Here is a 24,680-nt window from a genome sequence, read left to right as displayed (position 1 = left end):
CTGCCCTGCCGGTCGGGTCCGTTCCGTTCCGTGCTGTTCCTCGCATGAGAACGGGATGGTGGGATGCGAATGGAAAGCTACGGGATTTTGTCCTATGCCGATGAGCTCATCGAACGGGCCGAACAGCACGGCGGCGTCATCCTCCTGGAAGGGGGCCCCGGAACAGGGAAAACCTTCCTGCTGGAAGAGGTGAAAAGACGCGCCGCCGCCTCCGGTTCGGTGTGTCTGCACGCCACCGGCTTTCGCGATGAACGCGCGGTCCCCTTTTCCTTCCTCGAACAGTTCGTGCACGGATCCGGAATTCCCGGCGCCGTCCGCGCGGCCGTGCACCGACTCGTCGAAGGCGCGGCGCTCGCCGACGCGCCCGGCGCGGCGCCCCACGCTCCCCCCGTCCCCTCGCCCATGGAACAGCACGGCGCCTTATCCGCGCACGCCGTGCAGGAGCTGATCTGCGCACTGGTCGCGGCCGCCGGGCCCGCCGGCGGCTTCGTCCTCGTCGACGACGCCCACCACGTGGATCCGGCCTCGCAGTCCTGTCTGCTCCACCTGGCCCGCCGGGCCCGGGCCCACCGGATCACCCTGGTGATGGCCTATCCGCGCACCTCCCGCGACGGCATCCGCGACCACCTCGAGTTCATCGGGCTCTGCGACGCCCGGCTGATGGAAGCCGCCACCTTGCGCGAGGAGGAGGTCGCACGGCTGCTGGAGCACGAAGCGGGCGCCGCCGCCTCCCGCGAGCTGGCCGGGGCGGTCCACCGGATCAGCGGCGGCAACCCCGCGCTGGCCACCGCGCTCGTCCGCGACCTGCGCCCGGACTCGGCCGCCGGCCCCTCGTCGGCGATCCACGTCGGGGCCGCCTTCCGCACCGCCTACGCCGCCGCGCTGGTGCGCCACCCCCGGCTCGCGGAGACCGTCCAGGCCCTCGCCGTGCTGGGTGACGACGCCGACCCCCTACGGGCCGCACGCCTGCTGGAGCGTCACCCCGGGGAGATCGAGCAGCACCTCGCGGAACTCGAACGCGCGGGCCTGCTGGGCAGCGACGGCTTCCGCCACCCCGACGTCCCCGGCGCCGCCTTGAGCATGCTCGGCGCCGAACTGCCGGGCCTGCACGCGCGGGCCGCCGCGCTGCTGTTCGGCGAGGGCGCCCCGGCGCCCGCCGTCGCCCACCACCTCGTCGCGGCGGACGAACATCCCGACCCGTCCCAGGTGCGGGTGTTGCGGCTCGCCTGGCAGCAACTCCTCATGGCCGGACGGGCGGACAGGGCGCTCGCCTGTCTGCGCCTGGCCGACCGGGCCGACCTCGACCGCGCGCAGCGCGGCCGGGTCGTCGCCTCGCTGATCGGCACGCAGTGCTACGTCAATCCGCTGGCCGCGGAGCCCGACGTGAACCGGCTGTTGGCCGCGGCGCGCGCCGGGCACGCGGACTGCGGCGCGTTGCGGCTCCTGGTCCTCTGGTTCCTCTGGTTCGGCAGCCGCGACCGCGCGCGGGAGGTGATGGGCCGCCTGGTCGAGACCTGCGAACCGGCCCACGCGCACGCGGAGGTGCGGGGGTTCCACGCGCTGATCGGGTGCCTGTGGCCGGAACTGCTCGACGATCCGGTGGTGCACGGCTACTTCCGCGACGCCGGGGTCGGCGGCGTCGTGGACGTCGTGGGCGCCGCCTCCGGTCGGCACGCGGCGGGGGCCACCGCGCCCGGCGGCGACGCCCACCACACCGGCGAACAGCGGTCCGTACCGGCGGCCATCAACCCCCGGTGGTTTCGGGAGCTGGATCTCGCGGCCCTGCTGGAACTCACCAGCAAGGGTGAGATGACCCTGGCCGACCAGCTCTGCGAGGACCAGTGGAGCCGACTGACCCCGGACGAACTCCCGGCCCGCAAGGCCCTCTTGGCCGGACTGCGGGCGCACCTGCGGTGGCACCTGGGAGACCTGCGCACGGCCGCGGAGAGCGCCGCGCTGGCGCTGGAGCTGCTGCCCGACCGCAGTTGGGGCGTCGCCGTCGGCATGCCGCTGTCGGTCCTGATCGCCGCGCACACCCTCATGGGGGATGCGAACCAGGCGGTGCGCTACCTGGAACGTCCGGTCCCCGACGAGATGTGGGACTCGTCCTTCGGCCCGCTGTACCGGCTCGCCCGCGGCCGCTACCTGCTGGAATCGGGCCGTCCGCACGCGGCGCTGGACGACTTCGCGGCGTGCGCCCCGGCGGACGGGGCCCGGCAGGGGAACCCCTTCGGCCCGCTGGGTTGGCGCGCCTACGCCGCGCAGGCGTACCTGGCCCTCGACGACCCCGAGCAGGCCCGGCGGCTGGCCGTGGCGGAGATCGTGCAGGGCGACCGGCCGACCGACGCCCGCGGTCGCGCGTTGGAGGTGCTGGCCGCGGTCGACGATCCCGGGCGGCGCAGGGCCCGCCTGGAGGAGGCGGAGCGGACCCTGCGCACGACCGGCAACCGGCTCTCGCTCGCCCGGGTGCTCGCCCAACTGAGCCACGTGGACCTGGCGGACGGCGTCACGCACACGGCGCGGGCCCGCTGGAACGAGGCGCAGTGCCTGGCCGCCGCGTCCGGCGCCCCCCACCGGATCCAGGACCTCGCGCCCCCGCTGGACGCTCCCCCGGCGCCCGCTCCGGCCGGGCCGCCCGCCGCGGGGGCCGGGGCTCCCGCGCCGACGGACACGGCGGCCGTCGGCCTGACGGAGGCCGAGCGCCAGGTGGCCTCCCTGGCCGCGGCGGGCCGGTCGAACCGACAGATAGGCAGCCAGCTGTACATCACGGTGAGCACGGTGGAACAGCACCTGACCCGCGTCTACCGCAAACTCGCGGTCCGCCGCCGGTCGGAACTGACCGGCGCGCTGGGGGTCCGGGTGCCGTCGTAGAGGCGGGAAGCGCGGGCCCGCGCACCGCGACGACGCGGTGTGGTCCGCGACCTCGGACGGGGCCCGATGCGCGCCCGATCAGGCCGGGTGCAGCACCGCCGCGGCGATCTCGCGCACGCGGTCCAGCGTGATCCCGGTGCGCTGTTCGACGGCGAGCGGGTGGTCGGTGGGCTCCAGCTGGATGTAGGGCCGTCTGCCGATGGGGCGGGTGTGGGCGTTGGTCTTCAGGTCGGTGGTGCCCTCCGAGTAGAGCGCGAGCTCGGTGCTGAGCCAGCCGAAGTACGGCTTCTCGCTCTCGCGGCCCCGCGTGTCCCACATCTCCTGGGCGCGGGCGAAGTTGTCCCTGCTCAGCGAGACCCAGACACCCCAGGAGAAGACGTCCTGGCTACCGATCACCGGTATCTCGATCAGCCCCCTGATGAAGAAGTGCTGGCCCTTGATCACGCACTGGTCGGAGGACAACGTGCTGTCCGGATCGCTCTCGAAGTCGGCGTCCCAGACATCGGGGGCCGCCGTCGAGTAGCTCATGGGAAGCTCGGCGTGGTGGGCACCGCAGCAGGAGCACGTGAAACCGGGGTCGTTGGGCATGGCGTGAGCTTAGCGATCCCCCGCACCAGCACTTCCCCACCCCGGCACTTCCGCGAACCGGCCCGGGCGGGGTGGCGCCCCGTCCTGCGGGGCGCCGGGCCGGGGCGGGTCAGGAGGTGGTCGGCAGGAGGGCGGCGACGAGGGTGGCGAAGTCCTCGGGGTCGAGGATGCGGATGCCCAGCTCTTCGGCCTTGGCGCGCTTGGAGCCGGCCTTCTCGCCCGCCACCACGAGGGTGGTGCGCTTGGACACCGACGACGACGCCTTTCCGCCCGCCCGCTCGATCAGCTCGTTCATCTCGTTCCGGGACAACACCGCGAGGGGGCCGGTCATGGAGCCGGTCACCACGACCGCCTGTCCGGCGAGCGGGCCGCCCGCCGGGGCCTCGGAACCGTGCGGGTCCGCCGGGTCCCCGGCCGCGCTCGCGTCGGTCGCGTCGGTCGCCTTCGGCGTCGCGGGCCGCTGCGGCTCGGTGACCTGCGTGCCGACCTGTTGGGCCCGGAGCCGGTCCAGGAGCGGGGCGAGTTCGAGGAGCTCGGCCTCGATGACACGGGCCTTCTCGGCGCCGATGCCGTCGACGCCGGCCAGCGTCTCCGCGTCGGCGGCGCGGATCGCGGCCATCGAGCCGAAGTGCGCGGCGATCCGGCGGGACATCGTGCGTCCGGTGCCGCGGACGCCGAGGGCGCAGAACACCCGGCTCAGCGCGGCCCCGCGGGCGGTCTCGATCGCGGCCAGGAGGTTGGCGGCGCTGGTCTCGCCCATCCGCTCCAGGCCGAGGAGCTGCTCGCGGGTCAGCGTGAACAGGTCGGCGACGTCCTTGACCAGACCGGCTTCCACCAGCTGGATCGCGCGCGTGCCGCCGAGGCCTTCGATGTCGAGCTGGTCCCGACCGGCGGCGTAGATCACCGAGGCGACGGCCTGGCAACCGCGGCCGCGCACGCACCGCCAGCGCTGCTCGGAGGTGTCGATCGCATCGCCGCAGCGGGGGCACGCCTCGGGGAAGTCGATCGGTCTCTCGGCCCCGGTGCGCTGGTCGACCAGGGGTGCCTCGACCCGGGGGATCACGTCGCCGGCCCGGTACACGAACACCTGGTCGCCGATCATGAGCCCGCGGCGGGTGATGTCGGACGGATTGTGGAGCGTGGCGTAGGTGACCGTCACGCCGTCGATGACCACGGGCTCCAGGACGGCGCGCGGGGCGATGATCCCGGTCCGGCCGACGTTCCACTCCACGGCCAGGAGGCGCGTCACCTTGTGTTCGGCCGCCAGTTTCCGGGCCACCGCCCACCTCGGGGCGCGCGAGCCGTTGCCGGCCTGCCGCTGGTCCTCGGCCGTGTCGGCCTTGACGACGACGCCGTCGATCCCGAAGGGCAGGTCACCGCGCAGTCCGGCGATCACATCGATGCGTTCCTGCACCTGCTCCACGGTCTCGCACCGCGTCGGGGCGGCGGCCGTGCTGGCGGCCGTGTTCGCGCCGAGCACGGCCAGCCGCTCCAGCAGGGCGACGTGGCCGAGGCCGTCCAGGCCGATCGCGCTGTAGCCGAAGAAGGTCAACTCGATCCGGTAGGGGCGGTCCTTGGCCCGCAGCGTGCCGGCCGCCCCGCTGCGCGGGTGCGCGAAGGGCGTCGCCTCGTGGGCGAGCCGGATCCGGTTGGCCTCCTCGAACTGCTCGGTCGTCAGCAGCACCTCGCCGCGCAGCTCGACGTCGATCGGCTCGGTGAGCACCGGCGGCAGACCGAGTACGGCGTCGGCGGCGTGGGTGATGTCCTCCCCGGCCAGGCCGTCGCCGCGGGTGAGGACCTGTACGAGCCGACCTCCCCGGTACCGGGCGGCCACGGCGAGGCCGTCGAGCTTGGGCTCCACGCACCATCCGGCCACGGGGTGCCCGAGGCGCCGTTCCAGCCCCGCCGCCCACTCGGCGAGCTCGTCGGCGTCGAAGACGTTGTCGAGGGAGAGCATCGGCACCGAGTGCGGCACGTCCCCCTGCACGGCCCCGCCCGCGACCTTCCCGGTCGGCGACTCGGCGAGCGCCTCGTCCGGGTGGGCGTCCTCGTAGGCCGCGATGGCGCGCAGCAGCCCGTCGTACTCGTCGTCGCCGAGCGGGGTGGTCCCGTCGCCGTAGTACGCGGCCGACGCCGCCAGGGCTGTGGTGACGGCCTCCGCGTAGGCGGCAGGAGAGAGCAGGGCGCTGTTTTCGGTCATGGAGTTCATCATGCTGCCCACCACTGACAACGCCCCCGTTCGACCCGGCCCGCGGCCGGTCGGGGGCACCGCGGCCGCCCGTCCCCACATCGTGAGCTGCGGGGACGGCCCCGGCTGTCCTTAAGGTGGGTACCGTCGTCCGGTCCCGGACGGCGGTCGGATCGTCCGTTCAACCCAGGGAACCACCATGACCGAATTGAACTCGCTGCGGGCAAGCCTCGCGTCGGGTGAGCACGCGTTCGCCGACACCTTGGCCTTCGTCGCCGCGCACTACGCCTACGAGCCGCAGGCGTTCCGCAACGGGGAGCTGACGAACGCCGCGGGTGAGAACGAAGGGTCCTGCAAGACCCTGGGACTTGCCCTGCTGGAAGGGCTGAGCGACGAGGAGGCGCTGCTGGCCTTCGGCGAGTACTACCGCGGCGTGCTGGCGACGCCGGACGGCACCGATCACGGCAACATCCGCAACCTCATGGCCCACGGCCTGGCCGGGGTGAGCTTCGCCGGGCAGCCGTTGGCCCGCAAGAGCTGACGCACCGCCCGCGCGAAGCCGCGGGAGCGCCCGCGCAGCGACGTGCTCGGGCGCTCCGACGGCGCACGCGGGGCGGGCGGACCCGCGCCGTGCCGACCGGGCTCAGCCGGTGGGTGCGCCGACCAGGGTCCAGGCCGAATGGTGCCGCTCGAAACCGATGTGCGGGTAGTAGTCGACGGCGGCGGGCGCCGCGAGCAGGATGAGCTTCGCCTTCGGAGCGGCCTGCCGGGTGGCGCGGACGAGATCACGGCCGACCCCCTTGCCCTGCCAGGCCACGTCGACGGCGAGGTCGCTGAGGTACGTGGCGTAGGTGCCGTCCGTCAGGGAGCGGGCGATGCCGATCAACCGGCCGTCGCCGTCGCGCGCGGTGACGACGAGGCCCGCTCCGGCGAGCATGGTCGTGAAGCGGCCGGTGTCCTCGACGGGGCGCCGGTCGGCGAGGGTGGAGGCCCGGTAGAGGGCGGCCACCTCGGTCACGTCGAGCGATGCTCCGATGACCTGTTCACAGCTCCACATGGCGGGGGTCCTCCTTCGTGAGGGTGTCGGTCCTGAGGATGGAGGTCCTGAGGGCGTCGAGTCGGGACTTCAGGTGGTCGCGGTTGCCGAGGAAGCGGCGGGGGTCGAACCACGCTTCGGGGGCGTTCACGCCCCGGGCGGCCAGCGCTTCGGTCAGCGGGGACCCGGTGGTGCGCGCGTCGTCGGCGGCGGCCTGGACGAGGCGGTAGGCGCGCTCGCGGTCCATGCCGTCGGCGGCGAGGGCGAGGAACACCTCGGAGGAGTAGATGAGTCCGTGCGTGGCGCGGAGGTTGCGGGCCATCCGTTCGGCATCGACCTCGAGGCCGGCCAGGAGCGCGGCCGCGGAGACCAGCTGGTACTGGGCGATGGCGAGGCTGTCCGGCAGGACGACCCGTTCGACGCTGGAGTGGGCGAGGTCGCGTTCGTGCCAGAGCGCGATGTTCTCGTACGCGGCCCCGGCGTTCGCGCGCAGGATGCGGGCCAGGCCGCACAGTCGCTCGCTGGTGGTGGGGTTGCGCTTGTGGGGCATCGCGCTGGAGCCCTGGTAGGCGCCGCTGCGGGGTTCCTCGACCTCGCCGACCTCGGTGCGCTGGAGCATCCGCATCTCCAGGGCGAACTGCTCCACCACCGCGCCGGTGTTGGCGAGGGCGGCGAGCAGTTCGGCGTGCCGGTCGCGCGCGACGACCTGGGTGGGCACGGGTTCCACGCCCAGGCCCAGGGCGCCGCAGACGTACGCCTCGACCTGCGGGGAGATGTGGGAGTAGGTGCCGACGGGGCCGGAGAGGGTGCCGACCGCGACGGCCCGGCGGGCGGCGGTGAGCCGCTCCAGGCACCGCCCCATGGCGTGGGCGTGGACGGCCAGCTTGTGCCCGAAGGTGGTCGGCTCCGCGTGGACGCCGTGGGTGCGGGCCACGCACACGGTGTCCCAGTGGTCCACGGCCCGGTCGACCAGCAGCCCGGTCAGGGCGCGGGCCGCGTCGAGCACCAGGTCCGCGGAGCGGGCCAGCAGCAGGCCCTGCGCGGTGTCGACCAGGTCGTAGCTGGTCATGCCGTGGTGCACCCAACGGGCCGATTCCGGCGGCATGGTCTCGGTCCAGGCCGCGAGGAAGGCGAGGATCTCGTGGTCCCGCTCCCCCTCCAGCTCCCGGATCCGGGCCACGGACGGCAGCGGGGCCGCCGCGATGTCCGCCAGCGCCGCCTCGGGGACCACGCCCGAGGACGCCTGCGCCGCACTGGCCAGCAACTCGACCTGCGCCCAGGTCGCGTACTTCGTCTCGTCGCTCCACAGCGCCGCCATCTCTGGGCGCGTGTACCGCTCGATCACGGGATACCTCTCCTTCGGAATGGATGGTGGACGGCGGACCGTCAGTTCGCGGAGTCGACCGGGTGGGCCGAGTGGGCCCATTCCTCGGCGTACTGCTCGAAGATCTGGCGCAGGTGGTGGCCGATCTTGAGGTAGTCGAGGTCGTCGAGGTTGGCCAGCGACACCCGGACGGACCACTGCGGGCCCTCGAAGCCGCCGCCGTTGAGGAGGACCACCGAGGTCTGTTCGGCGAGGCGGAACAGCGGGTCGACGGGCTCGTAGTTCGCTTCGAGGAAGTCGGCGAAGTCCTTGCCGTGGACCCGCTCGGCCTCGGCCAGCAGGTCGAGTTCGATGTAGTAGGCGGCGCGGCCCGCGTCCTCGCTGATCTTCATCTGGGCGCCTTCGAGGAGCAGGTCGAGGCGCCGGTGCACGATCTGACGGAGCCTCACCTTGTACTCCTGCCCCTCCTCCAGCATGTCGAAGAGGGAGAACAGGCTCATCATGACCTGCTGGGGCAGGGAGAGACCGGCGGTGTGGTTGAGGGCCACCGAGCGGGAGTCGGCGACGAGGCGGTCGATGAAGCGGATCTTCTCGGGCTCCAGGGTGAGGGTGCCGTAGCGCTTGGCGAGGCGGTCCTTCTGGTCCTGCGGGAAGTTCGCGATCATCTCGTCGATGACGTTGTCGTCGTGCAGGCCGATGACTCCGAGGCGCCAGCCGGTGCAGCCGTAGTGCTTGGAGTACGAGTACACGAGCAGGGTGTTGCGGGGGATGTCGGCGGCGATGGAGCGGAAGTTCGGCACGAAGGTGCCGTAGACGTCGTCGGTGACGATCAGCAGGTTCGGGTTGCTGGTGTCGACGATGCTCTTGATCTGGCCCGCGACCCGCTCGCTCAGCGCCAACGACGGCGGGTTGGACGGGTTGACGATGCAGACCATCTTCACGGACGGGTCGGCCAGCTTGGCGACCTCCTCCTCGGGGTAGCGCCATTCGCGCACCCCGGCCTCCGAGAAGAGGCTGGCCTTGACGTTGACGACCTCGAACTCGAAGGTGTCGAGCTCGGGGATCTCGATGTACGGGGTGAAGACGGGCGTCATCAGGGCGATCTTGTCGCCCTTCTTCAGGATCCCGTTCTTCATCAGGGAGTCGAAGATGTAGCACATGGCGGCGGTGCCGCCCTCGGTCGCGAAGAGCGACAGGTTGTCGGCCGGCGGACGGCGGTCGAACATCTCGTCGGCCACGTAGCCCCGCACGACCTCCTCGGCGTGGACGAGCATCCGGTCCGGAACCGGGTAGTTGTCGCCGGTGATCGCGTCGGTCAACTCGTGGACGTACGCGTCGCGGTCGAAGCCGAACCTGGCCACGGCAAGGTCCACGCACCTCTGGAGCATTTCGACACCGGGCAGTTCGGGGTGGTGGCGGGCCCAGGAGTCGAAGCGTGCGGCGATGGCGCTCTTCTCCGGCATGCCGCCGAGGTTGTCGGCCGTCCACACCCGGCGGGACTCCTCCAGGGCGAAGTAGCCGAGCGCGTAGAACGCCTCGCGGGGACCGGTGGCGATCCAGTTCGGATTGCCGCGGCCCGCGTTGAGCATGGCCCGGGCGGTGGTCCCCTTCTGGCCGGGCTCGTCCTCCTGGACCGCGGTGGCGATCTGGATGAACTTGTCCTTCAACTCGAAGGGGGAGAGCTGGGCGAAGGACTGGATCTCCTCGCGGGTGAAGCTGGTCTTCATCGGTGGGCTCCTTGCGTGATGGGGCGGTGGATCCGCACTTCCCGCGCGACCGGCGCGGTCGGCGCGGGCGTCAGTGGTGCAGCAGCACGATCACGGCGCCCCAGATGGTGAGCATCACGTTCGCCATCGCGTAGGGGACGGTGTAACCGAGGGTGGGGATCTGGCTCTTGGAGGACTCGTTGATCGCGCCGATGGCCGCGGTGGTGGTCTGTCCACCGGCCAGTACGCCCATCAGGATGGGGAAGCGGATCTTCTGGATGTGATGGCCCACCAGGAACCCGATGACGAGCGGGATGACGGTGGCGATGGCGCCGAAGATCAGCAGCCCCCAACCGGCCTGGGACAGACCGGCGGTGAACGACGGACCGGCGTTGATGCCCACGACGGCCACGAACAGGCACAGGCCGAAGGTGTCCATGAACCACTGCGCACCGGGCGGCACGTTCCCGAAGGTGGGGTACTTGCCGCGGATCCAGCCGAAGACCAGGCCCATGATGAGGGCGCCGCCCGAGGTGGACAGGGAGATCGGGATGCCGCCGGCCTTGAGGGCCGGGATGCCGATGCAGCCGCCGAGGAAGATGCCGAGGCCGATCCAGATCATGTCGGTGGCGAAGGAGGTCGGCACGGGCTTGCCGATGGCCTTGCCGGCCGGGTCCACCAGCCGCTTGGGACCGGACAGGACCACGGTGTCGCCGCGCTCGATCTCGGTGGACAGGCGGAAGGGGAACTCGGCGCCCGATCGGTAGAGCTTGTCGACGTAGACACCGACCATGAAGGGTTCCTTGCGCAGGTCGGCGATGGTGCGGCCGAGCTGCTTCCCCTTCGAGGCGACCACGTGCAGGGTCTGCGTCTGATACCCGAGCAGCTCCACGTCGTCGGCCTCGACGCCGATCCGGGCACGGGGGTCGAACTCCACCAGGCAGCCGCGCAGTGCCGAGACGGCCAGCACGTCGCCTTCGGCGAGAACGGTGTCCGGGCCGTGTTCCAGGACCGCTCCGGCACGCCGGATTCCGGTGATGTAGATCCGTCGTCCGAGCTCCTGCTGTCGCTGCTCGAAGCTCTCGATGGTGCGGCCGACGAGGTCCGGTCGCTGGAGGGTGTAGGCGCGCAGGACGATCCGGTAGTAGCCCTCGTGGAGGTCGGGGTTCTCCTCGGTGGCGTCCATCTCGGCGGCGAGTTCGGCGGACTCCGCCGCCAGGTTCCGGCGGTAGAGCCGCGGGATGATCGAGGAGAGCAGGATCGCGGCGAGGATGGTGCCCAGCGGATAGGTCACGGCGTAGCCGATGGCGACCAGGTTGGACTGGTCCTTGACCGCGTCGGCGCCCAGGCCGGGGAGGCTGGAGATCGCGTCGCCGGCCACGCCGATGACGGCGGACTGGGTCAGCGCCCCACCGAGGAGGCCCGCGGAGAGCCCGGGTCCGTAGCCGAGCAGGGCCGCGAAGCCCCAGCAGACCAGTAGACCGGTGACGCAGACGACGATCGCGTTGATGACCTGGGGCAGGCCGTCCTTCTTCAGACCGCGGAAGAACTGGGGACCGACCTTGTAGCCGAGGGCGAAGAGGAACATCGTGAAGAAGAGGTTCTTCACGGTTCCCTCGATCTGGACGCCGAGTTGGGCGCCGACGACGAGGCCGATGATCAGACAGCCCGTCACCGATCCGAGGGCGATGGCCTTGTAGCGGATCTTCCCGATCAGGAAGCCCAGGGCGACGGTGATGAAGACGAGCAGTTCGGGGTGGGGGGTGAACACGTTCCGGCTGAGGAAATCGATCATGGGGTTGACCTGTGGGGTTGTTGGTGGAGGTCGTCGTCCGCAGGGGTGGTCACGTGCGGAGCCGGCGGCCTGACGGGGCCGGTGGGAGTGGGGCGCGGGCCGTGCCCGGCGCCCTTCGCATTCAAGGTATACCAAACAGAGACCAGATGTGCGTAGCTCGTGGCCTGTTTTCCATCTGGTATATGTTTGGTATATGTCAGCCGTGAACCTCACCCGGAACCGCTCCGCACGCGGGCGCGCCAGAACTGCTCGCACGGACGCGAGGGGGACCCATGGGCGTCCTGCGTGACCATCCCGAACTGGCCCTGTTCCTGTGCCTCTCCCTGGGACACCTCGCGGGAAGGCTGAGGGTCGGCCCGATCGCCTTGGGCGGGATCTGCGGGACGCTGATCGTCTCGCTGCTGCTCGGCGCCTGGGCCGGGATCGAGGTCGACGGCGACGTGAAGACCGTGTTCTTCGCCCTGTTCATCTTCGCCCTGGGCTACCAGGCCGGTCCGCAGTTCTTCGCGAGCCTGGGCCGGCGCAGCCTGCGCTTCCTCGTCCTCTGCCTGATCGAGTTGGCGTCCGTCCTCGGCATCGCGTGGCTGCTGGCGCGCGCCTTCCACCTGGACGTGGGAACCGCGTCCGGGATCCTGGCGGGAGCCGCGACGGAGTCGGCCGTGGTCGGGACCGCGAGCGAAGCCATCGGCAAGCTGCCCGGACTGTCGGCGGAGCAGATCGGCGCCTACCAGGGGCACGTGGCCACCGCCTACACCGTCTGCTACCTCTTCGGCCTCATCACCATCGTCGTCTACACCAGCCAGATCATGCCGATGCTGCTCCGCATCGACCTGCGCGAAGCCTCGCGGGGGCTGTGGGAGCGGATGAGCGGCGGCGGCAGTGGCGGTGGTGCGGGCCCGGGGGACGACGAACGGGAGTCCCTGCCCGGCCTGGTGGGCCGCACCCACCTCGTCACCCGGGCCGACGGGTGCGCCGTCGGGAGCCTGGAGGCCTCCTTCGAGGGACGGATCACGGTCGAGGCCGTCAGGCGCGGCTCGAAGGACCTCCCGCCGACCCCCGGGCTCACCCTGCTCCTGTCCGACCTCGTGCTGATCGTCGGACGGCGCGCGGCCGTGATCGGGGCGGGTCGTGCCATCGGTCCGGAGACGCCCGCGATCCCCGGTGTCGACCGGCCGCTCGTCACGGCGCGGGTCGCCGTCACCGGCGCGACCGGCGCCGGTACCCGCGCCCCCGGCGCGCACGCGGCCCGGACGAACACCACCGGCCGCGGCGTCCACGTCACCGAGGTGCTGCGCGGCGAGCGGCGCCTGCCCGCGGGCCCGGACACCGTACTGGCGCGCGGCGACGTGGTCACGATGGTCGGTGCCCGCGCCGCGGTCGGCGCGGCCGCGGCCAAGGTCGGCGCCATCACCCGCAACGACGTCACCGACTTCGCGTACCTGGGGCTCGGCATCGTCGCCGGCTCCCTGCTGGGCCAGCTCGTGGTCCGCCTCGGCGGCGCGCCCCTCTCGCTGGGCACGGGTGGCGGCTGCCTGGTCTCGGGGCTGCTCTTCGGCTGGTTCCGCTCCCGTCGGCAGACCTTCGGCGCCTTCCCGGCCCAGGCGGCCACCACCATCAAGGACATGGGCCTGGCCCTCTTCATCGCGTGCACGGGGCTGACCGCCGGGCCCATGGCCTGGCCGCTGCTGAAGGAGTACGGGGCCCTGCTGCCGGTGGCGGGCGTCGCGATGGTCCTCGTACCCGCCACCCTCTCCCTGCTCGTCGGTCGCAGGTTGCTGGGGATCGAGGGGCCCTTGCTCATCGGCGCCATCGCCGGACAGCAGTGCTCCACCCCGGCGATCACCGCCATCACGCAGACGGCCGACAGCTCCGTGCCGATGCTCGGCTACACGATCACCTACGCCCTGTCCAACTTCCTGCTCCCGCTGACGGGCCCGCTCCTCGTGGGCCTGCTCGGCACGTGAGCCACGGCCGGGCACAAAGCGTCGACAACCTGGCCAAAAGGCCCTTTTTCCGTTTGGTCCCCATCTGGTACATCTAGGGAGGCGGGCCGCGTGCGAACCGTGACCGCCCCACCCCCGTACGGAAGACCCCGAGAAGCTGGAGCACCACCATGTCCACGTCCACCGAGCCCCGGACGGAGGTGATCGCAGAGAACCGAACCCGCAAGGGTCTGCTGCCGCTGTGCCTGAGCGAGGCGGCGGAGCGGTTCTCCTTAGCGGTCCTTCTACGGAATGCGGGCGGTCCTCGCGCTCTTCCTGATCGACCCCGCCAACGGTCTCGGCATGCCGAAGACGACGGCGGTGGGTCTGGTCGGGGCCTATCTGTCCGCCTGCTACCTCACCGCGCTCCCGGGCGGCTGGATCGCCGACCGGCTGATCGGCGCCCGTAGGGCCGCCCTGGCCGGCGGAGTCGCGATCCTCGCGGGTCACGTCGCCCTCGCCCTGGAGACGGGCGCGACCGGCGTCTACGCGGGCCTCCTGCTGATCGCGATCGGTACGGGGCTGCAGAAGCCCAACATGACCGCGATGGTGGGCACGTTGTACGCGGACGAATCCGACGGGGAACGGGACGCGGCGTACAGCCGGTTCTACGCCAGCGTCAACGCCGGTGGTCTGGCCGCCACCCTGCTGGTCGGCTGGCTCGGGCTGCACTACGGCTGGAACACGGCCTTCGGCGTCGCCGCCGTCGCCATGGCCTTCAGCCTGGTCGTGTTCAAGCTGTCCGGCAGCCTGCGGGACACCGCGGGCGCGCCCGACCGTCCGCTGACCCGCGCCGAGGCGCACGCGGTGACCGTCCGGGTGCTGTGGGCAGTCGCCGCCGTCCTGGTCGTGGGCGCCGCGGTCCTGGCGACAGGCGCGCTGACCCTGACCCGCGCGCTCACCGCCTTCGCGGCCCTGACCGTGATCGTGCCCGTCGTCTGCATCGGCAGGCTGCTGCGCCGCCGGGACCTCGACGATCGGGGGCGCGCGGGCATCCGTGCGTACGCGGGGCTCTTCGCGGCGGCCGTGGCCTTCTTCTGCATCCTCGACCTGGCCGCTTCCAGCGTGCAGCTGTTCGCCGCCGATCACGTCGACATGATGGGGCTCCCGGTCACCTGGCAGGCCGCGCTGAACCCGATCATGACCATCGCCTTCGCCGGTGTCCTGGCCGCCGTGTGGCGCAAGGTGAAGGTCTCCGCCCCCGCCAAGTTCTCCACGGGGCTCGTCCTGGGCGGGTCGTCCTTCCTCCTGCTCGCCCTCGCCGCCACCCGGGCCACGGAGGGGACGCACATCTCCATCCTCTGGCTGGTGGGGCTCTACGTGCTGCTCAGCACGGGCGAGCTGTTCCTCGCCCCGACCGGACTGTCCATCAGCCACAAACTGGCGCCCGCCGGTACGGGGTCCCAGCTCGTGGGCGTGTTCTTCCTGGCCGTGGCGGCGGGCGACGCGATCGGCAGCCAGGTGGCCACCCACCTGACCGGCGCCGCGCTGTACGTGACGCTCGGCGGTTTCGCCGTCCTCGCGGGCCTCGCGATGTGCGCGGCCACGCCGCGGATGCGGCTGCTGACCAGGGAATGACCGCGGGCGCCCCGGGCGCCGCACCCGGTACGGCTCAGCCGAGCGTCAGCCGCACCTCGTAGCGGTCGGCCCGGTAGGTCTCCCGGGTGTCGGCGCACGGGACGCCCTCGGCGTCGAGCGAGAGGCGGCTCGTGTTCAGGACGGGCGCGGCCTCCTGCGGCGCGAGGTCCAGCAGTTCCTTCTGCTCGGCGTCGGCGAGGGCGGCGCGGGCCGTGTACCGGGCTCCCGCCGGGATGTGGCCAGCGGCGGCCAGGATGCCGAAGAGCGAGGCGGTGGTGAAGTCCGCCCCCACCACGGCCGGGGCCACGCCGAGCGGTACCAGGTCGTACGTCACGCACACGGGCAGGCCGTCCAGGAAGCGCACCCTGCGCAGCTCGAAGAGCTCGTCCTTGGTGGCGACCTGGAGGCGGTCGGCCTCCCTCGACGTGGCCGGCCGGGTACGGGCGCTCAGCACGCGGGCGGTGACCGCGCGGCCCAGATCGCGGTTCACCTCGCCGAAGTCGGCCAGTGCGGTGGTGTCCGCGGAGCGGCTGAAGCCGACCCGCCGCACCCGCCAGCCGCGCCGCTCGGACGACTCGACCAGGCCGTCCTCCTCCAGGGCCTTGAGGGTCCGGCGCAGGGTGGAGCGGCTGATGCCGAGCTGCTCGCACAGGTGCCGCTCCGAGGGCAGCCGCTGGTCGGGGGCGAGGGTGCCGGCGGCGATGGCGTGTGCCAGCGCCTGCTGGGCCAGGACGTAGGGCGGCTGGGCGCCGGTGGGGGACACGGGGGTGAAGCTGGGCTCTACGGGCACGGGTGGCTCCCACTCTCGCTGACCAAGAAAATCATCGTACATCTGGTATGGATCTGGCATTAAGGGCGTGATCGCCACGGCGGCGCGGTGTCGCACGTCCCAATCCACGCCCATCTGGTATGCATCTGGTTTAATCGAGGGTGAGGGGTCCCCCTCGATCCGAGCCCCACCCTCTCGGGAGGAACGTCCGTGACCAGCGCGCCCGACCCACTGCGCCCGGCAACCGGCACCGCCGCCACGGCCACCCCGTCGCCCTGGTGGCGCCAGGTGCTGGCGGTGCGCCGCGTGCCCGTCGACCGGGCGCTCGTCGTACGGGGCGCACTGGGGATCCTCGTCCCCCTCGCGGCCGGACAGCTCGCGGGGGAACCCGCCCTCGGCGCGGCCGCCGCCCTCGGCGCCTACGGAGCCGCCGTCGACGACAGTTCCGCGCCCTGGCGGGTCCGGGCCCAGATGCTGCTCCTCCCCCAGTTCGGCGGCGCCGCCGGGCTGGCCCTGGGCCACGCGACCGCCGGATCCCCCGTGGCGCAGGTGGCGCTCCTGCTGGTCACGGCCTTGATCTCGGGGCTCCTGTCGACCACCGGCCGCGTGGCCAACACGGCCACCCTCGTCCTGCTCCTGGCCACCGCCATGGGGATCGGACTGCCGCCCGGCGGTCCCTGGTGGCGCACGCCCCTGCTCTTCGTCCTCGGCGGCCTCCCCCTGATCCTCTGGTCCGTGGCCGTCGGCATGAAGCGCTCCGCCCACGACGAACGGGCCTCCGTGGCCGCCGCGTTCCGCGCCGTCGCGGCCCTGCTGGACCTCCCCGCCGGAGCGACCGCGTCCGCGCGGTCCGCCGCGCGGCGCGCGGTGACCGCCTCGATGGACACCGCCCACGAGACGCTCCTGGGCCGACGCCCGACCCGCCCGCGCCCCGGTAGCCCCACCCTGCGTCTGGGCGCGGCCCTGGACGCCCTGATCGAGGTCATCGCCGCGGTCCCGGGCGCGCACCGCGGCCCGCGGCCGGTCCCCGTGGACTACGGGCTGCGCCTCGCCGACATCGCCGCCTACCTGGAGCGCGACGCCCGCCCCGGCCTCGCGCCGCCGACCGCCGTCCACCCCCTGCCCGCGGTGCCCGTCGACCCGGAACTGCGCGCCCTGCACGAGGCGGTCGTCCACGCCGGGGCCCCGGTGCCCGCCGACTACGGCCCGCCGAGCCGGTTGCCCGCCTGGACGCCGCCGGGCAGCCGCCTGCTGCGCACCCTGGGCGAGCGGTTCGCGGACCGCGACGCCTGGGCCTTCGCCCTGCGGCTGACCGCCTGCATGACCGTCGCGCAGGCGATCGCCTCCTTCACCGACCTGCCCCGCTCGGGCTGGATCGTGCTGACCGTGGCCCTCCTGGTCCGGCCGGGGCTGGGCACCGTCCCCGCCCGCCTCATCACCCGGCTCATCGGCACCTTCGCCGGAGTCCTGCTGGGCCTCCTGCTGATCGCCGTCCTGCCGACCGGCTGGCCGCGCATCGCCGCCCTCGTCGTCCTGACCGGCCTGCTCCAGGCCTACGCCCGCCGCACGTACCTGTTCCAGACCTTCTTCCTCACCCCGGTCATGCTCCTGCTCGCCGACCCGCTCGGCCTCGCCGGCGCGGACGTCCCCCGGGCCCGCCTCCTGGACACCCTCATCGGCGCCGCCGTCGCGCTGGTCGTCGGGTATCTGCTGTGGCCCGAGAACGACGCGGCCCGCCTCACCCGCCACCTGGCCCGGGCGCACGACCGGATCGCCGACTACATCGACGCCCTGGCCGACGAGAACGCCGACCGGTACGTCCTGCACGCCGCCCGCCGCACGGCCCACCACGACCTGGCCGCCCTGCACGCCGAACTCGACCGGCTGCGGACCGATCCGCGCCACCGCGCCGCGCTGCCCGCCTGGCGCGAACACCTCGGCCATGCCGAACGGGTTCTGGCGGAACTCTCGTTCACCCCCTCCGCGGGGCTCACCCGTGGCCGCGCCAACGACCTGGCGACCGAACAGCGCCACCGCGCCCGCCGCATCCGCTCATGATCTGGAACATGTTCGGGAGAACCTCTAGGCTCACACCGTTCCACGAGGCCCAGCAGCCCTTCGGGCACCTTCTCCCCGCTCCTGCGCAGGAGTTAGGACATGCACGCGATCGGCGACGAGGTCGGGGTCGAGCGGGACCTCGACACCGAGCCGCGCGTCGCCGACCGACCGGCCCGGCGGACCTCCGCCGACCCCCGCATCCGCACGAGGAGACCGACGCCATGACCACCCCGCCCCGACCGCTCGCGCAGCGCGTACAGGACACCCGGCGGCGACTCGACGAGGACGTCGACGCCTGGGTGGCCACCGCCGACGGCGCGGGTACGCCGTATCTGGTACCGCTGTCGTTCCTCCTGGACGGCGAGACGCTCCTGATCTCGACGGCGGCCGGCAACCCCACGGCCCGCAACATCCGCGCCGGCGGCCAGGTACGGCTCACGATCGGGCAGACCCGTGACGTGGTCCTGATCGAGGGGTCCGCGGTCGTCGCCGAGAAGATCACCGACGACGTGGCCGACGCGTTCGCGGCCAAGACCGGCTTCGACCCCCGCGACCAGCGCGACTACCCGTACTTCCGCATCCGCCCGCACCTGATCCAGGCCTGGCGCGAGGTCGACGAGATCGTCGGCCGGGATCTGATGGTCGACGGCAAGTGGCTGACCTAGTAAGTCGCCTGATCCGACATCAGGTGCGGGGCGGGGTTCCGGTCCGGGCCCGGACCCGGGCCTGCTTGCGGTAGCCGTCCAGGACGTCCTGGCGGAGCAGGAGGCCGAAGCCCGCGGACTCCAGGCGCAGGCCGAGCTGCGCCTCGTCGATGCCGAGAGCGGCCGCCGTGTCCGCCGGGTTCCAGTCGTTCGCGGCGAGCCTGCTCAACAGGTGACCGCGGCGGACCTGGCTCTCCGACAGGCGGAAGGTCTTGAGGTAGGAGATCCGGCCCCGTTCGTCGGTGATGGCCTCACCGATGTGGTTCTCCTGCTTGGGACGGAACTCCGGCAGGAAACGCGCGAGGGTGAAGCGGCCCATCCGGTAGACCGTCCGCCAGGCGTGGGCGTGGTCGAGCAGACCGGCGGCCATGGTCGCGTCGTGGAAGTGCGCCCAGTCGCGCTCCTGCTCGGCGACCGCCGTGCGCAGCTGGGCCAGGGAGCGGATCCCGGCGTCGGGGATGCGGGCCCGGAAGTCCTGGACCGGCGGCATCAAGGTGGCGTAGTGGTGGATCAGTTCGCCGTACAGGTCCTGCAGGAGCGTCGCGTGCAGAGCGCGGTAGTCGTCGGGATGCGGGACCACGAAGGCGGCCGCGAGGGCGTCGGCGACGTACACCAGCACGCCGCACTGGCCGGGGTGGATCTCGAAGATGCGCAGCGCGTCGCCGAGTCCGCGCACCTCGGCGCCCACGTAGGCCTCCTCGACGCGCGGGGAGAGTCCTTGGCCGATCGCGCGCTGCGACCACTCCTCCCAGGCGATGGAGGGGCCGCCGAAGTGCAGCGCCAGATAGCCTTCGAGGGCCAGGTGCATGGGGAGGAAGCGCAGCCGGTCCTTGGCCTGGCGGCGGGCCATGCGGCGGTGGAAGCGCAGGCCCATCGTGGCGGCCGGGGGCGCGTCGCCGCCGTCGGCGAACTGGGTTCCGTAGGCGGCCGCGGGCGCGCCGTCCCCCGTCCACGTGGCGACGAAGCCGTGCGGGACGTAGGAGACGTAGGCACCGCGGGGGCCGACCTCGACGAGACCGGGCCCGTCGCCGTAGAGCCGCGCGTGCAGGCGCAGGTCGTGGACGGGCTCGTCGCGGACGAGGGGCACCAGACGCACCGCGCCCCAGACCTGTGCGGGGCGGGTGGTCAGGCCGGTCAGGTCGAGTGCGCTCGGTTCCGGGGCGGTCGTCCGGTCCTGTGCGGTCATCGCGGCCGCTCCTCGTCGGGGCCGCCCATCAGCAGGGCCGCACGGGTGTCCATGTAGGTGGTCAACTCGGCCAGGCCGGTGCGGCCTTCGGCGAACTGGGCGAGTTCGACGAGTGCGGGAAGGTCCTCGGCGTCGCGGATGCCCGTGGTGGGCACCGCCGTCGACAGTCGGCGCACGTCGAAGGCCGCCGCGTCGTAGACCGGGTTGAGGTGCACGATGCTGGTGCGGCGCTCGGGGTCGAGCCGGGTGCGCCAGACGCGCAGCACCTCGGCGGCCAGGCCGGGAGGCGCGTTGTCCCATCCGTCGGAGACGATCACCAGCCTGGACGGGTCGGTGTCCAGCGCGTCCAGGATCCGTCGGCCCACCGGCGTCGGCCCGTACGGGTAGGTCAGCAGGGGGTCCGTGCGCCCGGACGTCCACAGTGCGCGGTAGTCGTCGGCGAGGGCCGCGAGGAGGTGGTGGCAGGCCAGGGTCACGGCCAGCGGTCGACGGCGCTTGTGGACCGAACCGAAGGTGGAGAAGCTGTCGTCCAGGACGGCGGTGACCTTGCCCCAGCTCCCCCGGTGCACCCCGGCCACCCGGCCGGCGGCCGATTCCAGGGCGTGGGTCAGCTCGGCGCGCCGGTCCGCGCGGTCCTGGAGGGACAGCGACAGTACGTAGGTCGCCAACCGGGTCAGCGGCATCCTGGACAGGTCCGCGGCTACCGCCGTGACCCCGGCCCTGCGCGCGGACTCCTGGAGCCGCAGGGTCTCCAGACGGGTCATCCGCGGGGCCATCCGCTCCAGGAAGACGTTCCGGGGGATGCGGTGCTTGGCGGCGAAGCCCTCGGCCGTCGTGTAGGGCAGCTCGTACAGCGCGGCCTGCTCGTAGTGGGCGCGGCGCCAGGTCTCCAGGAGGGGGGTCGTGTACTGCTTGCGGGTCAGCGGCGCGAAGACGAACGTCCCCAACTCCCGGGTGGCGGGCGCCAGGTGTGCGTGGCGCAGGGCCCGCTTGAGGGCGCTGCGGTACTTCACCGCGTCGAACGCCGGGTCGGGGCGGGCGGACAGCCAGTCGCGCATGATGGCGCGGGTGCGCCGGTTGTTCACCCCCGCCCGACGCAGGGCGTCGAACAGCCCGTACACGCGCTGCGGCGGCAGTTTCGCCAGTCGGCGCGCGATCAGTCGGCCCTCGCTGCGGCGTTGGTCGGCGGTGGCCTCGGCCGCGGTCTCCAGCAGCCGCCGGACGATGAGGGCCACGTTGTGGTCGTTGATGTCGAGCGCGAGGACACCGGCGTACAGGTCGCGGTAGTTCCCCAGGATGTACGCGTGGAGGAAGTCCAGGGACAGTGACTGCTCGCCCGCGTCGCTGTGGAACTCGCGCTGACCGGTGGAGGTGATCGCCGCGTTGACGAAGAGCAGCACGTCTTCGGCCGCGACGAGGTCCCCGTACGAATCCATCCGCTTCATTTCCCGTAGGTGGCTGCGCAGGTGTGGGCGCCGGCCGGGGAATGGGGGCACGAGCTGCGAATCATTGCTTCAGAGGCAGGTTCCGGAAGTCGCACCGGAGTCCCGCGGCCGGCCCATGGACCGTAACAGAGCGGTCCACGGGCCTTCCAGCGACTTCTGCCGGATCGCGCCGACTCCCGGCGACTACTCGCTCGACGGGCGGGTTGCGGTCTCGCCGGGCGGGGCGCTCAGCAGGGCCGAGGCGCACTGCTCGGCCAGGTCCTCCGCGTGCGGGGGCAGCGGCCCACCGGCGCGCAGGTGGCGGCGCACCACGGACAACGGCAGGTCGATCAGGGCCAGGGTGACGCGTTCGTGGTCCTGGGGTCCTGCCGCGCCGAGGACTTCGGCGAGCAGGTGGAGGGATTCGTACACGCGCCGGTTGCCCAGGTCCGCACGCTCCTGGTGCTCCTCGGACCAGTCGGCCCGGCCGAACTCCGCGGCGCCGTAGAGGAGCAGCGCCGCTTCGCCCGGGTGGGCGCGGCTCCAGGAGACGACGTGCCGGGCCGCCGCGCGGGCGGCCCCGTGGGGATCGGGGGCGCTGCCAAGCGCGATGAAGTAGCCCTCCTGGAAGCGCTCCACGCTGCGCAGCCACACCTCGGCCAGGAGCGCCGCGCGGCCAGGGAAGCGGTGGTAGACGGATCCGCTCGGCGCGCCGATCGCCTGGGCGACGGCGGTCATGGTCACGCCCGTCGGTCCGGCGGAGGCGGCCAGTCGGACGGCGGCGTCGAGGATCTGGTCGGTGTCGAAGCGGGGTGGTCTCGCCATGAATCAGAGAGTACCCTCCACATTATTAGAGACGAGTCTCCAATAGCGGAGGAGCGGAGGACGCATGGCCGTCTACAACGTGCACGAGCGCCTGCTGACCACCGGGGCGAAGGAGGTGGGCGCGCTCATCGACAGCCTGTCGGCAGGCGCGGCGGACGGGCTCTGGCCACACGCGAACTGGCCCGCCATGGAGTTCGACCGCCCACTGGCGGTCGGCGCGACAGGCGGCCACGGCCCGGTCCGGTACACGGTCACCGCGTACGTGCCCGGGACCTGGGTCCGCTTCGCCTTCAGCGGGCCGCGCGGATTCGACGGCTTCCACGAGTTCACGGCGCTGCCCGTCGACGGCGAGCGCACGATGCTGCGGCACACCCTTGCGATGGGTGTCAGCGGCCCGGCGCGCCTGACCTGGCCGCTGGCCTACCGGTGGATGCACGACGCCTGCCTGGAGGACGCCCTGGACCGCGCCGAAAGCGCCCGCACGGGCACGGTGGCCCGCCCGGCCCGCTGGAGCCCGTACGTACGCCTGCTCCGCGCGCTCGCGCGCTAGTGCCGTGACCGGAAAGTTCACCGTGTCACGGCGCCCGGCACGACACTAGGGCGTGTCGCCCTCCCAGCGGAACGGGCCGCCCGGGTCGGCCTCGGACGGGCTGTACAGGGTGCGGCCGCCGGGTCCGTACAGCCCGCGATCGGTGATCAGGAGGACGCCCTCCGCCCACTCGCGCAGGGACAGGCCGCTCACGTCGAGGAGCTGACCGTCCAGCGGGCCGCCGGCCAGCCTGACGTACACCCGGCCCGGGGTGGGCCGCACGAGGTGGCCCTCGTCGCCGCAGTACACCCGGTCGTCGTCCGACGCGCTCATCCCGCCACCCGCACAGGCTCCCGCGGCGACGCGCCGATCCGCTCGTTGACGCCCATCCTGCCTCACCCTCCGCGATCTTCGAGGCCGAGCCTACGAGGTGTCGAGCAAGATCAACAATCGAGCCGCGGTGCGGACGCGCACGGGGCGGCCGCGGCGGTGGACGCGGGGCCTGGACCGGCGCCCGCGGTCAGGCGTCGGCCGCGCCGCCTCGGGACGGGGCGGGCGCGACGGCCGTGAGGTGATAGGTGGTGTCCACCCAGAAGCCGCCCGTCTTCGCCTCGGCCTTGACGGACAGGACGTAGTCGCCCGCCAGGAGGGGGTCGACCGTGCTCCACAACCCCCAGGCGACCCGCGGCCCGTAGGACCAGAAGCGCTTCGAGGACGCCTCGCGAAGGGGCAGCGGGATGCCGTTCAGGTGGGCCTCCGCACGCGCGGTCTCGATGCGCCAGGGCCGCGCCGAGAAACCCGGCGACAGACGCTGGGTGTTGAGGACGGGGAAGAACAGCGGCCGGTCGGTCGGCACGGTGCACCGCCGCACCACGCGGCCGCCGTAGGTGCCCGCGAGGAACCAGACGTCCGCCGGCTGGCGCCAGTGCGCGTGCTCTCCGGTGGTGTCCTCCACGGGGCTGCGCCCGCTCGGGGCCGAGAGGGCCCATTTCCACCAACGCGCCGCCAGTTCACCCGAATCCAGCACGCCCACAGTCGCTCTCCCCCACCCACGCACCCGCTGACCAGCCCTTCTCCCGCATGCTATCGCGCACCAGAGCGAACGTCCGGAGCCCGGTCGCGCCGTTTGGATCCAACTCCGCCTCGACTCGGCCAGGTTCGTAGTTTCAGCCAGTACGGACTCCCGCCGCCCGGCGGCAAGACTCCGAGGGAGGGCCGCGGCTCGTTATGAGAGCCGACGCCACAAATCGAGGGGAACCGCCACGATGAGTGGTCAGTTGTACGACGGCATCGGTGAAGCGTTCGAAGGCTTCAAGACCCTGCCCGTCATTCGTTACGCCGAGGTACCGGGCTTCCTCGCCCTGATCGGCGACGTCACCGGCAAATCCGTACTGGACGTCGCCTGCGGGACCGGCTTCTACAGCCGCGAGCTCAAGCGACGAGGAGCGTCCCGCGTCCTCGGGTTCGACATCTCCGGCGCGATGATCGACGCGGCCCACGCCCTGGAGCGGTCAGAGCCCCTCGGGATCGACTACGAGGTCGGGGACACGGCCACCCTGCGGGACTTCGAGGAGCCCTTCGACGTCGCCGTGGCGGTGCAGGCGTTCAACTACGCGAGCGACGTCGCCGAGATCGAGCGGATGATGCACCGCGTCCGGGCCGGCCTCGTCGACGGCGGCGCGTTCTACCTGTTCGCCCAGAACCCGGACTTCGACTTCGACGGGCCTTCGCTGGCCAAGTACGGGTTCCTGTGCGAGTCGACCGGCCGGGACAACGAGATCGGCCGCGGGATCCGGCTCACGGCCCTGCTGGACCCGCCGGTGTCCTTCGAGGCCACCACGCCGTCGCAGGAGACGTTCGAGACGACGCTGAAGGCGGCCGGGTTCACCGGGATCGAGTGGGTGACGCTGGAGGTCTCCGACGCCGGTGTCCAGGAGTTCGGCGAGGAGTTCTGGGCGGACTACGCCGGGAACAAGCCGCTCATCATGATCCGCTGCACCGCCTGATCCTCCCGGTCCATCCGATCCGTACGACGTCGCCCCGGCCCCCCCCGGCCCCGCGGCCCGGGTCCCCCCCCCGCGCGCCCCGGTGCCCCCCGCCCGCGCCGCAGTGCTCGG

General features: G+C 72.4%; 21 protein-coding genes. 9 read left to right on the top strand and 12 right to left on the bottom strand.

From position 1 onward, the window contains the following. Positions 1-87: 87 nt before the first annotated feature. Complete coding sequence (locus tag ACFWAR_RS11045; RefSeq protein ID WP_385775425.1) at positions 88-2,871, top strand: LuxR C-terminal-related transcriptional regulator; 2,784 nt, start codon at positions 88-90, stop codon at positions 2,869-2,871. 78 nt (positions 2,872-2,949) lie between these two features. Here the strand turns inward: ACFWAR_RS11045 and ACFWAR_RS11040 are convergent, their stop codons facing one another. Together ACFWAR_RS11040 and ligA are read right to left on the bottom strand one after the other, a co-directional pair. Further along, positions 2,950-3,459: a DUF2199 domain-containing protein gene (locus ACFWAR_RS11040; RefSeq protein ID WP_385775423.1), complete on the bottom strand. Its 510-nt coding sequence runs from the start codon at positions 3,457-3,459 to the stop codon at positions 2,950-2,952. Between the two features lie 109 nt (positions 3,460-3,568). Further along, positions 3,569-5,668: an NAD-dependent DNA ligase LigA gene (ligA, locus tag ACFWAR_RS11035; protein ID WP_385775545.1), complete on the bottom strand. Its 2,100-nt coding sequence runs from the start codon at positions 5,666-5,668 to the stop codon at positions 3,569-3,571. A gap of 178 nt (positions 5,669-5,846) precedes the next feature. On the opposite strand from ligA, the gene ACFWAR_RS11030 reads away from it, so the two are divergent. Then, the gene (locus ACFWAR_RS11030) at positions 5,847-6,188 is read left to right on the top strand and encodes a HopJ type III effector protein (protein WP_385775421.1); all 342 of its coding nucleotides are present in this window, start codon (positions 5,847-5,849) and stop codon (positions 6,186-6,188) included. Positions 6,189-6,290: 102 nt separating this feature from the next. Here ACFWAR_RS11030 and ACFWAR_RS11025 read toward each other — a convergent pair whose 3' ends face one another. From ACFWAR_RS11025 to aspT (ACFWAR_RS11010), 4 genes are all read right to left on the bottom strand, one after another. Then, complete coding sequence (locus tag ACFWAR_RS11025) at positions 6,291-6,704, bottom strand: GNAT family N-acetyltransferase (RefSeq protein ID WP_385775418.1); 414 nt, start codon at positions 6,702-6,704, stop codon at positions 6,291-6,293. Then, positions 6,691-8,028, bottom strand: a complete 1,338-nt coding sequence (purB, locus tag ACFWAR_RS11020; RefSeq protein WP_385775416.1) for an adenylosuccinate lyase — start codon at positions 8,026-8,028, stop codon at positions 6,691-6,693. Before purB ends, ACFWAR_RS11025 begins: the two co-directional genes overlap by 14 nt. Positions 8,029-8,069: 41 nt before the next feature. Beyond that, positions 8,070-9,734, bottom strand: a complete 1,665-nt coding sequence (locus ACFWAR_RS11015; protein WP_385775413.1) for a bifunctional aspartate transaminase/aspartate 4-decarboxylase — start codon at positions 9,732-9,734, stop codon at positions 8,070-8,072. Between the two features lie 70 nt (positions 9,735-9,804). Then, positions 9,805-11,508, bottom strand: a complete 1,704-nt coding sequence (aspT, locus tag ACFWAR_RS11010) for an aspartate-alanine antiporter (RefSeq protein WP_385775410.1) — start codon at positions 11,506-11,508, stop codon at positions 9,805-9,807. Positions 11,509-11,780: 272 nt separating this feature from the next. Between aspT (ACFWAR_RS11010) and aspT (ACFWAR_RS11005) the strand changes: the two genes are divergently transcribed. Both aspT (ACFWAR_RS11005) and ACFWAR_RS11000 read left to right on the top strand, forming a co-directional pair. Further along, the gene (aspT, locus tag ACFWAR_RS11005) at positions 11,781-13,472 is read left to right on the top strand and encodes an aspartate-alanine antiporter (RefSeq protein ID WP_385775408.1); all 1,692 of its coding nucleotides are present in this window, start codon (positions 11,781-11,783) and stop codon (positions 13,470-13,472) included. A 270-nt stretch (positions 13,473-13,742) separates the two neighbouring features. Continuing rightward, positions 13,743-15,068 carry a peptide MFS transporter gene (locus ACFWAR_RS11000; RefSeq protein ID WP_385775406.1) on the top strand — a complete coding sequence of 442 codons (1,326 nt, stop codon included), beginning with the start codon at positions 13,743-13,745 and terminating at the stop codon, positions 15,066-15,068. Positions 15,069-15,102: 34 nt separating this feature from the next. On the opposite strand, the gene ACFWAR_RS10995 is transcribed toward ACFWAR_RS11000, so the two are convergent. Then, positions 15,103-15,858, bottom strand: a complete 756-nt coding sequence (locus ACFWAR_RS10995; RefSeq protein ID WP_385775404.1) for a GntR family transcriptional regulator — start codon at positions 15,856-15,858, stop codon at positions 15,103-15,105. A 189-nt stretch (positions 15,859-16,047) separates the two neighbouring features. On the opposite strand from ACFWAR_RS10995, the gene ACFWAR_RS10990 reads away from it, so the two are divergent. The 3 genes from ACFWAR_RS10990 to ACFWAR_RS10980 all read left to right on the top strand — a co-directional run bounded on the left by ACFWAR_RS10990 (position 16,048) and on the right by ACFWAR_RS10980 (position 18,560). Further along, a complete protein-coding gene (locus ACFWAR_RS10990; protein ID WP_385775402.1) occupies positions 16,048-17,895 on the top strand; it encodes an FUSC family protein in 1,848 nt (615 codons plus the stop codon). 99 nt (positions 17,896-17,994) lie between these two features. Further along, entirely contained in the window at positions 17,995-18,120 is a 126-nt protein-coding gene (locus ACFWAR_RS10985; protein ID WP_385775401.1) for a hypothetical protein, read from the top strand. Beyond that, the gene (locus ACFWAR_RS10980) at positions 18,117-18,560 is read left to right on the top strand and encodes a pyridoxamine 5'-phosphate oxidase family protein (RefSeq protein ID WP_385775399.1); all 444 of its coding nucleotides are present in this window, start codon (positions 18,117-18,119) and stop codon (positions 18,558-18,560) included. The genes ACFWAR_RS10985 and ACFWAR_RS10980 overlap by 4 nt, the downstream gene beginning before the upstream one ends. 19 nt (positions 18,561-18,579) lie before the next feature. On the opposite strand, the gene ACFWAR_RS10975 is transcribed toward ACFWAR_RS10980, so the two are convergent. The 3 genes from ACFWAR_RS10975 to ACFWAR_RS10965 form a co-directional block, all read right to left on the bottom strand. Then, positions 18,580-19,785 carry a hypothetical protein gene (locus tag ACFWAR_RS10975; RefSeq protein WP_385775397.1) on the bottom strand — a complete coding sequence of 402 codons (1,206 nt, stop codon included), beginning with the start codon at positions 19,783-19,785 and terminating at the stop codon, positions 18,580-18,582. Continuing rightward, entirely contained in the window at positions 19,782-21,221 is a 1,440-nt protein-coding gene (locus ACFWAR_RS10970) for a hypothetical protein (protein ID WP_385775543.1), read from the bottom strand. The genes ACFWAR_RS10975 and ACFWAR_RS10970 overlap by 4 nt, the downstream gene beginning before the upstream one ends. A gap of 192 nt (positions 21,222-21,413) precedes the next feature. Next, positions 21,414-22,034 (bottom strand): TetR/AcrR family transcriptional regulator, encoded by a 621-nt coding sequence (locus tag ACFWAR_RS10965; RefSeq protein ID WP_385775394.1) that lies wholly within the window; start codon positions 22,032-22,034, stop codon positions 21,414-21,416. Between the two features lie 64 nt (positions 22,035-22,098). On the opposite strand from ACFWAR_RS10965, the gene ACFWAR_RS10960 reads away from it, so the two are divergent. After that, entirely contained in the window at positions 22,099-22,584 is a 486-nt protein-coding gene (locus tag ACFWAR_RS10960) for an SRPBCC family protein (protein WP_385775392.1), read from the top strand. Between the two features lie 45 nt (positions 22,585-22,629). Here ACFWAR_RS10960 and ACFWAR_RS10955 read toward each other — a convergent pair whose 3' ends face one another. Next, positions 22,630-22,896, bottom strand: coding sequence for a hypothetical protein (locus ACFWAR_RS10955; RefSeq protein ID WP_385775390.1), 267 nt, complete (start codon positions 22,894-22,896; stop codon positions 22,630-22,632). Between the two features lie 187 nt (positions 22,897-23,083). Then, positions 23,084-23,590 (bottom strand): hypothetical protein, encoded by a 507-nt coding sequence (locus ACFWAR_RS10950; RefSeq protein ID WP_385775388.1) that lies wholly within the window; start codon positions 23,588-23,590, stop codon positions 23,084-23,086. 238 nt (positions 23,591-23,828) lie between these two features. Between ACFWAR_RS10950 and ACFWAR_RS10945 the strand changes: the two genes are divergently transcribed. After that, positions 23,829-24,569 (top strand): class I SAM-dependent methyltransferase, encoded by a 741-nt coding sequence (locus ACFWAR_RS10945; protein ID WP_385775386.1) that lies wholly within the window; start codon positions 23,829-23,831, stop codon positions 24,567-24,569. The last annotated feature ends 111 nt before the right edge of the window (positions 24,570-24,680 follow it).

Source organism: Streptomyces sp. NPDC059917 (assembly GCF_042730635.1).
In the GTDB taxonomy this organism is placed as follows: domain Bacteria; phylum Actinomycetota; class Actinomycetes; order Streptomycetales; family Streptomycetaceae; genus Streptomyces.
This window is presented reverse-complemented; position numbering and strand designations above follow the sequence as displayed.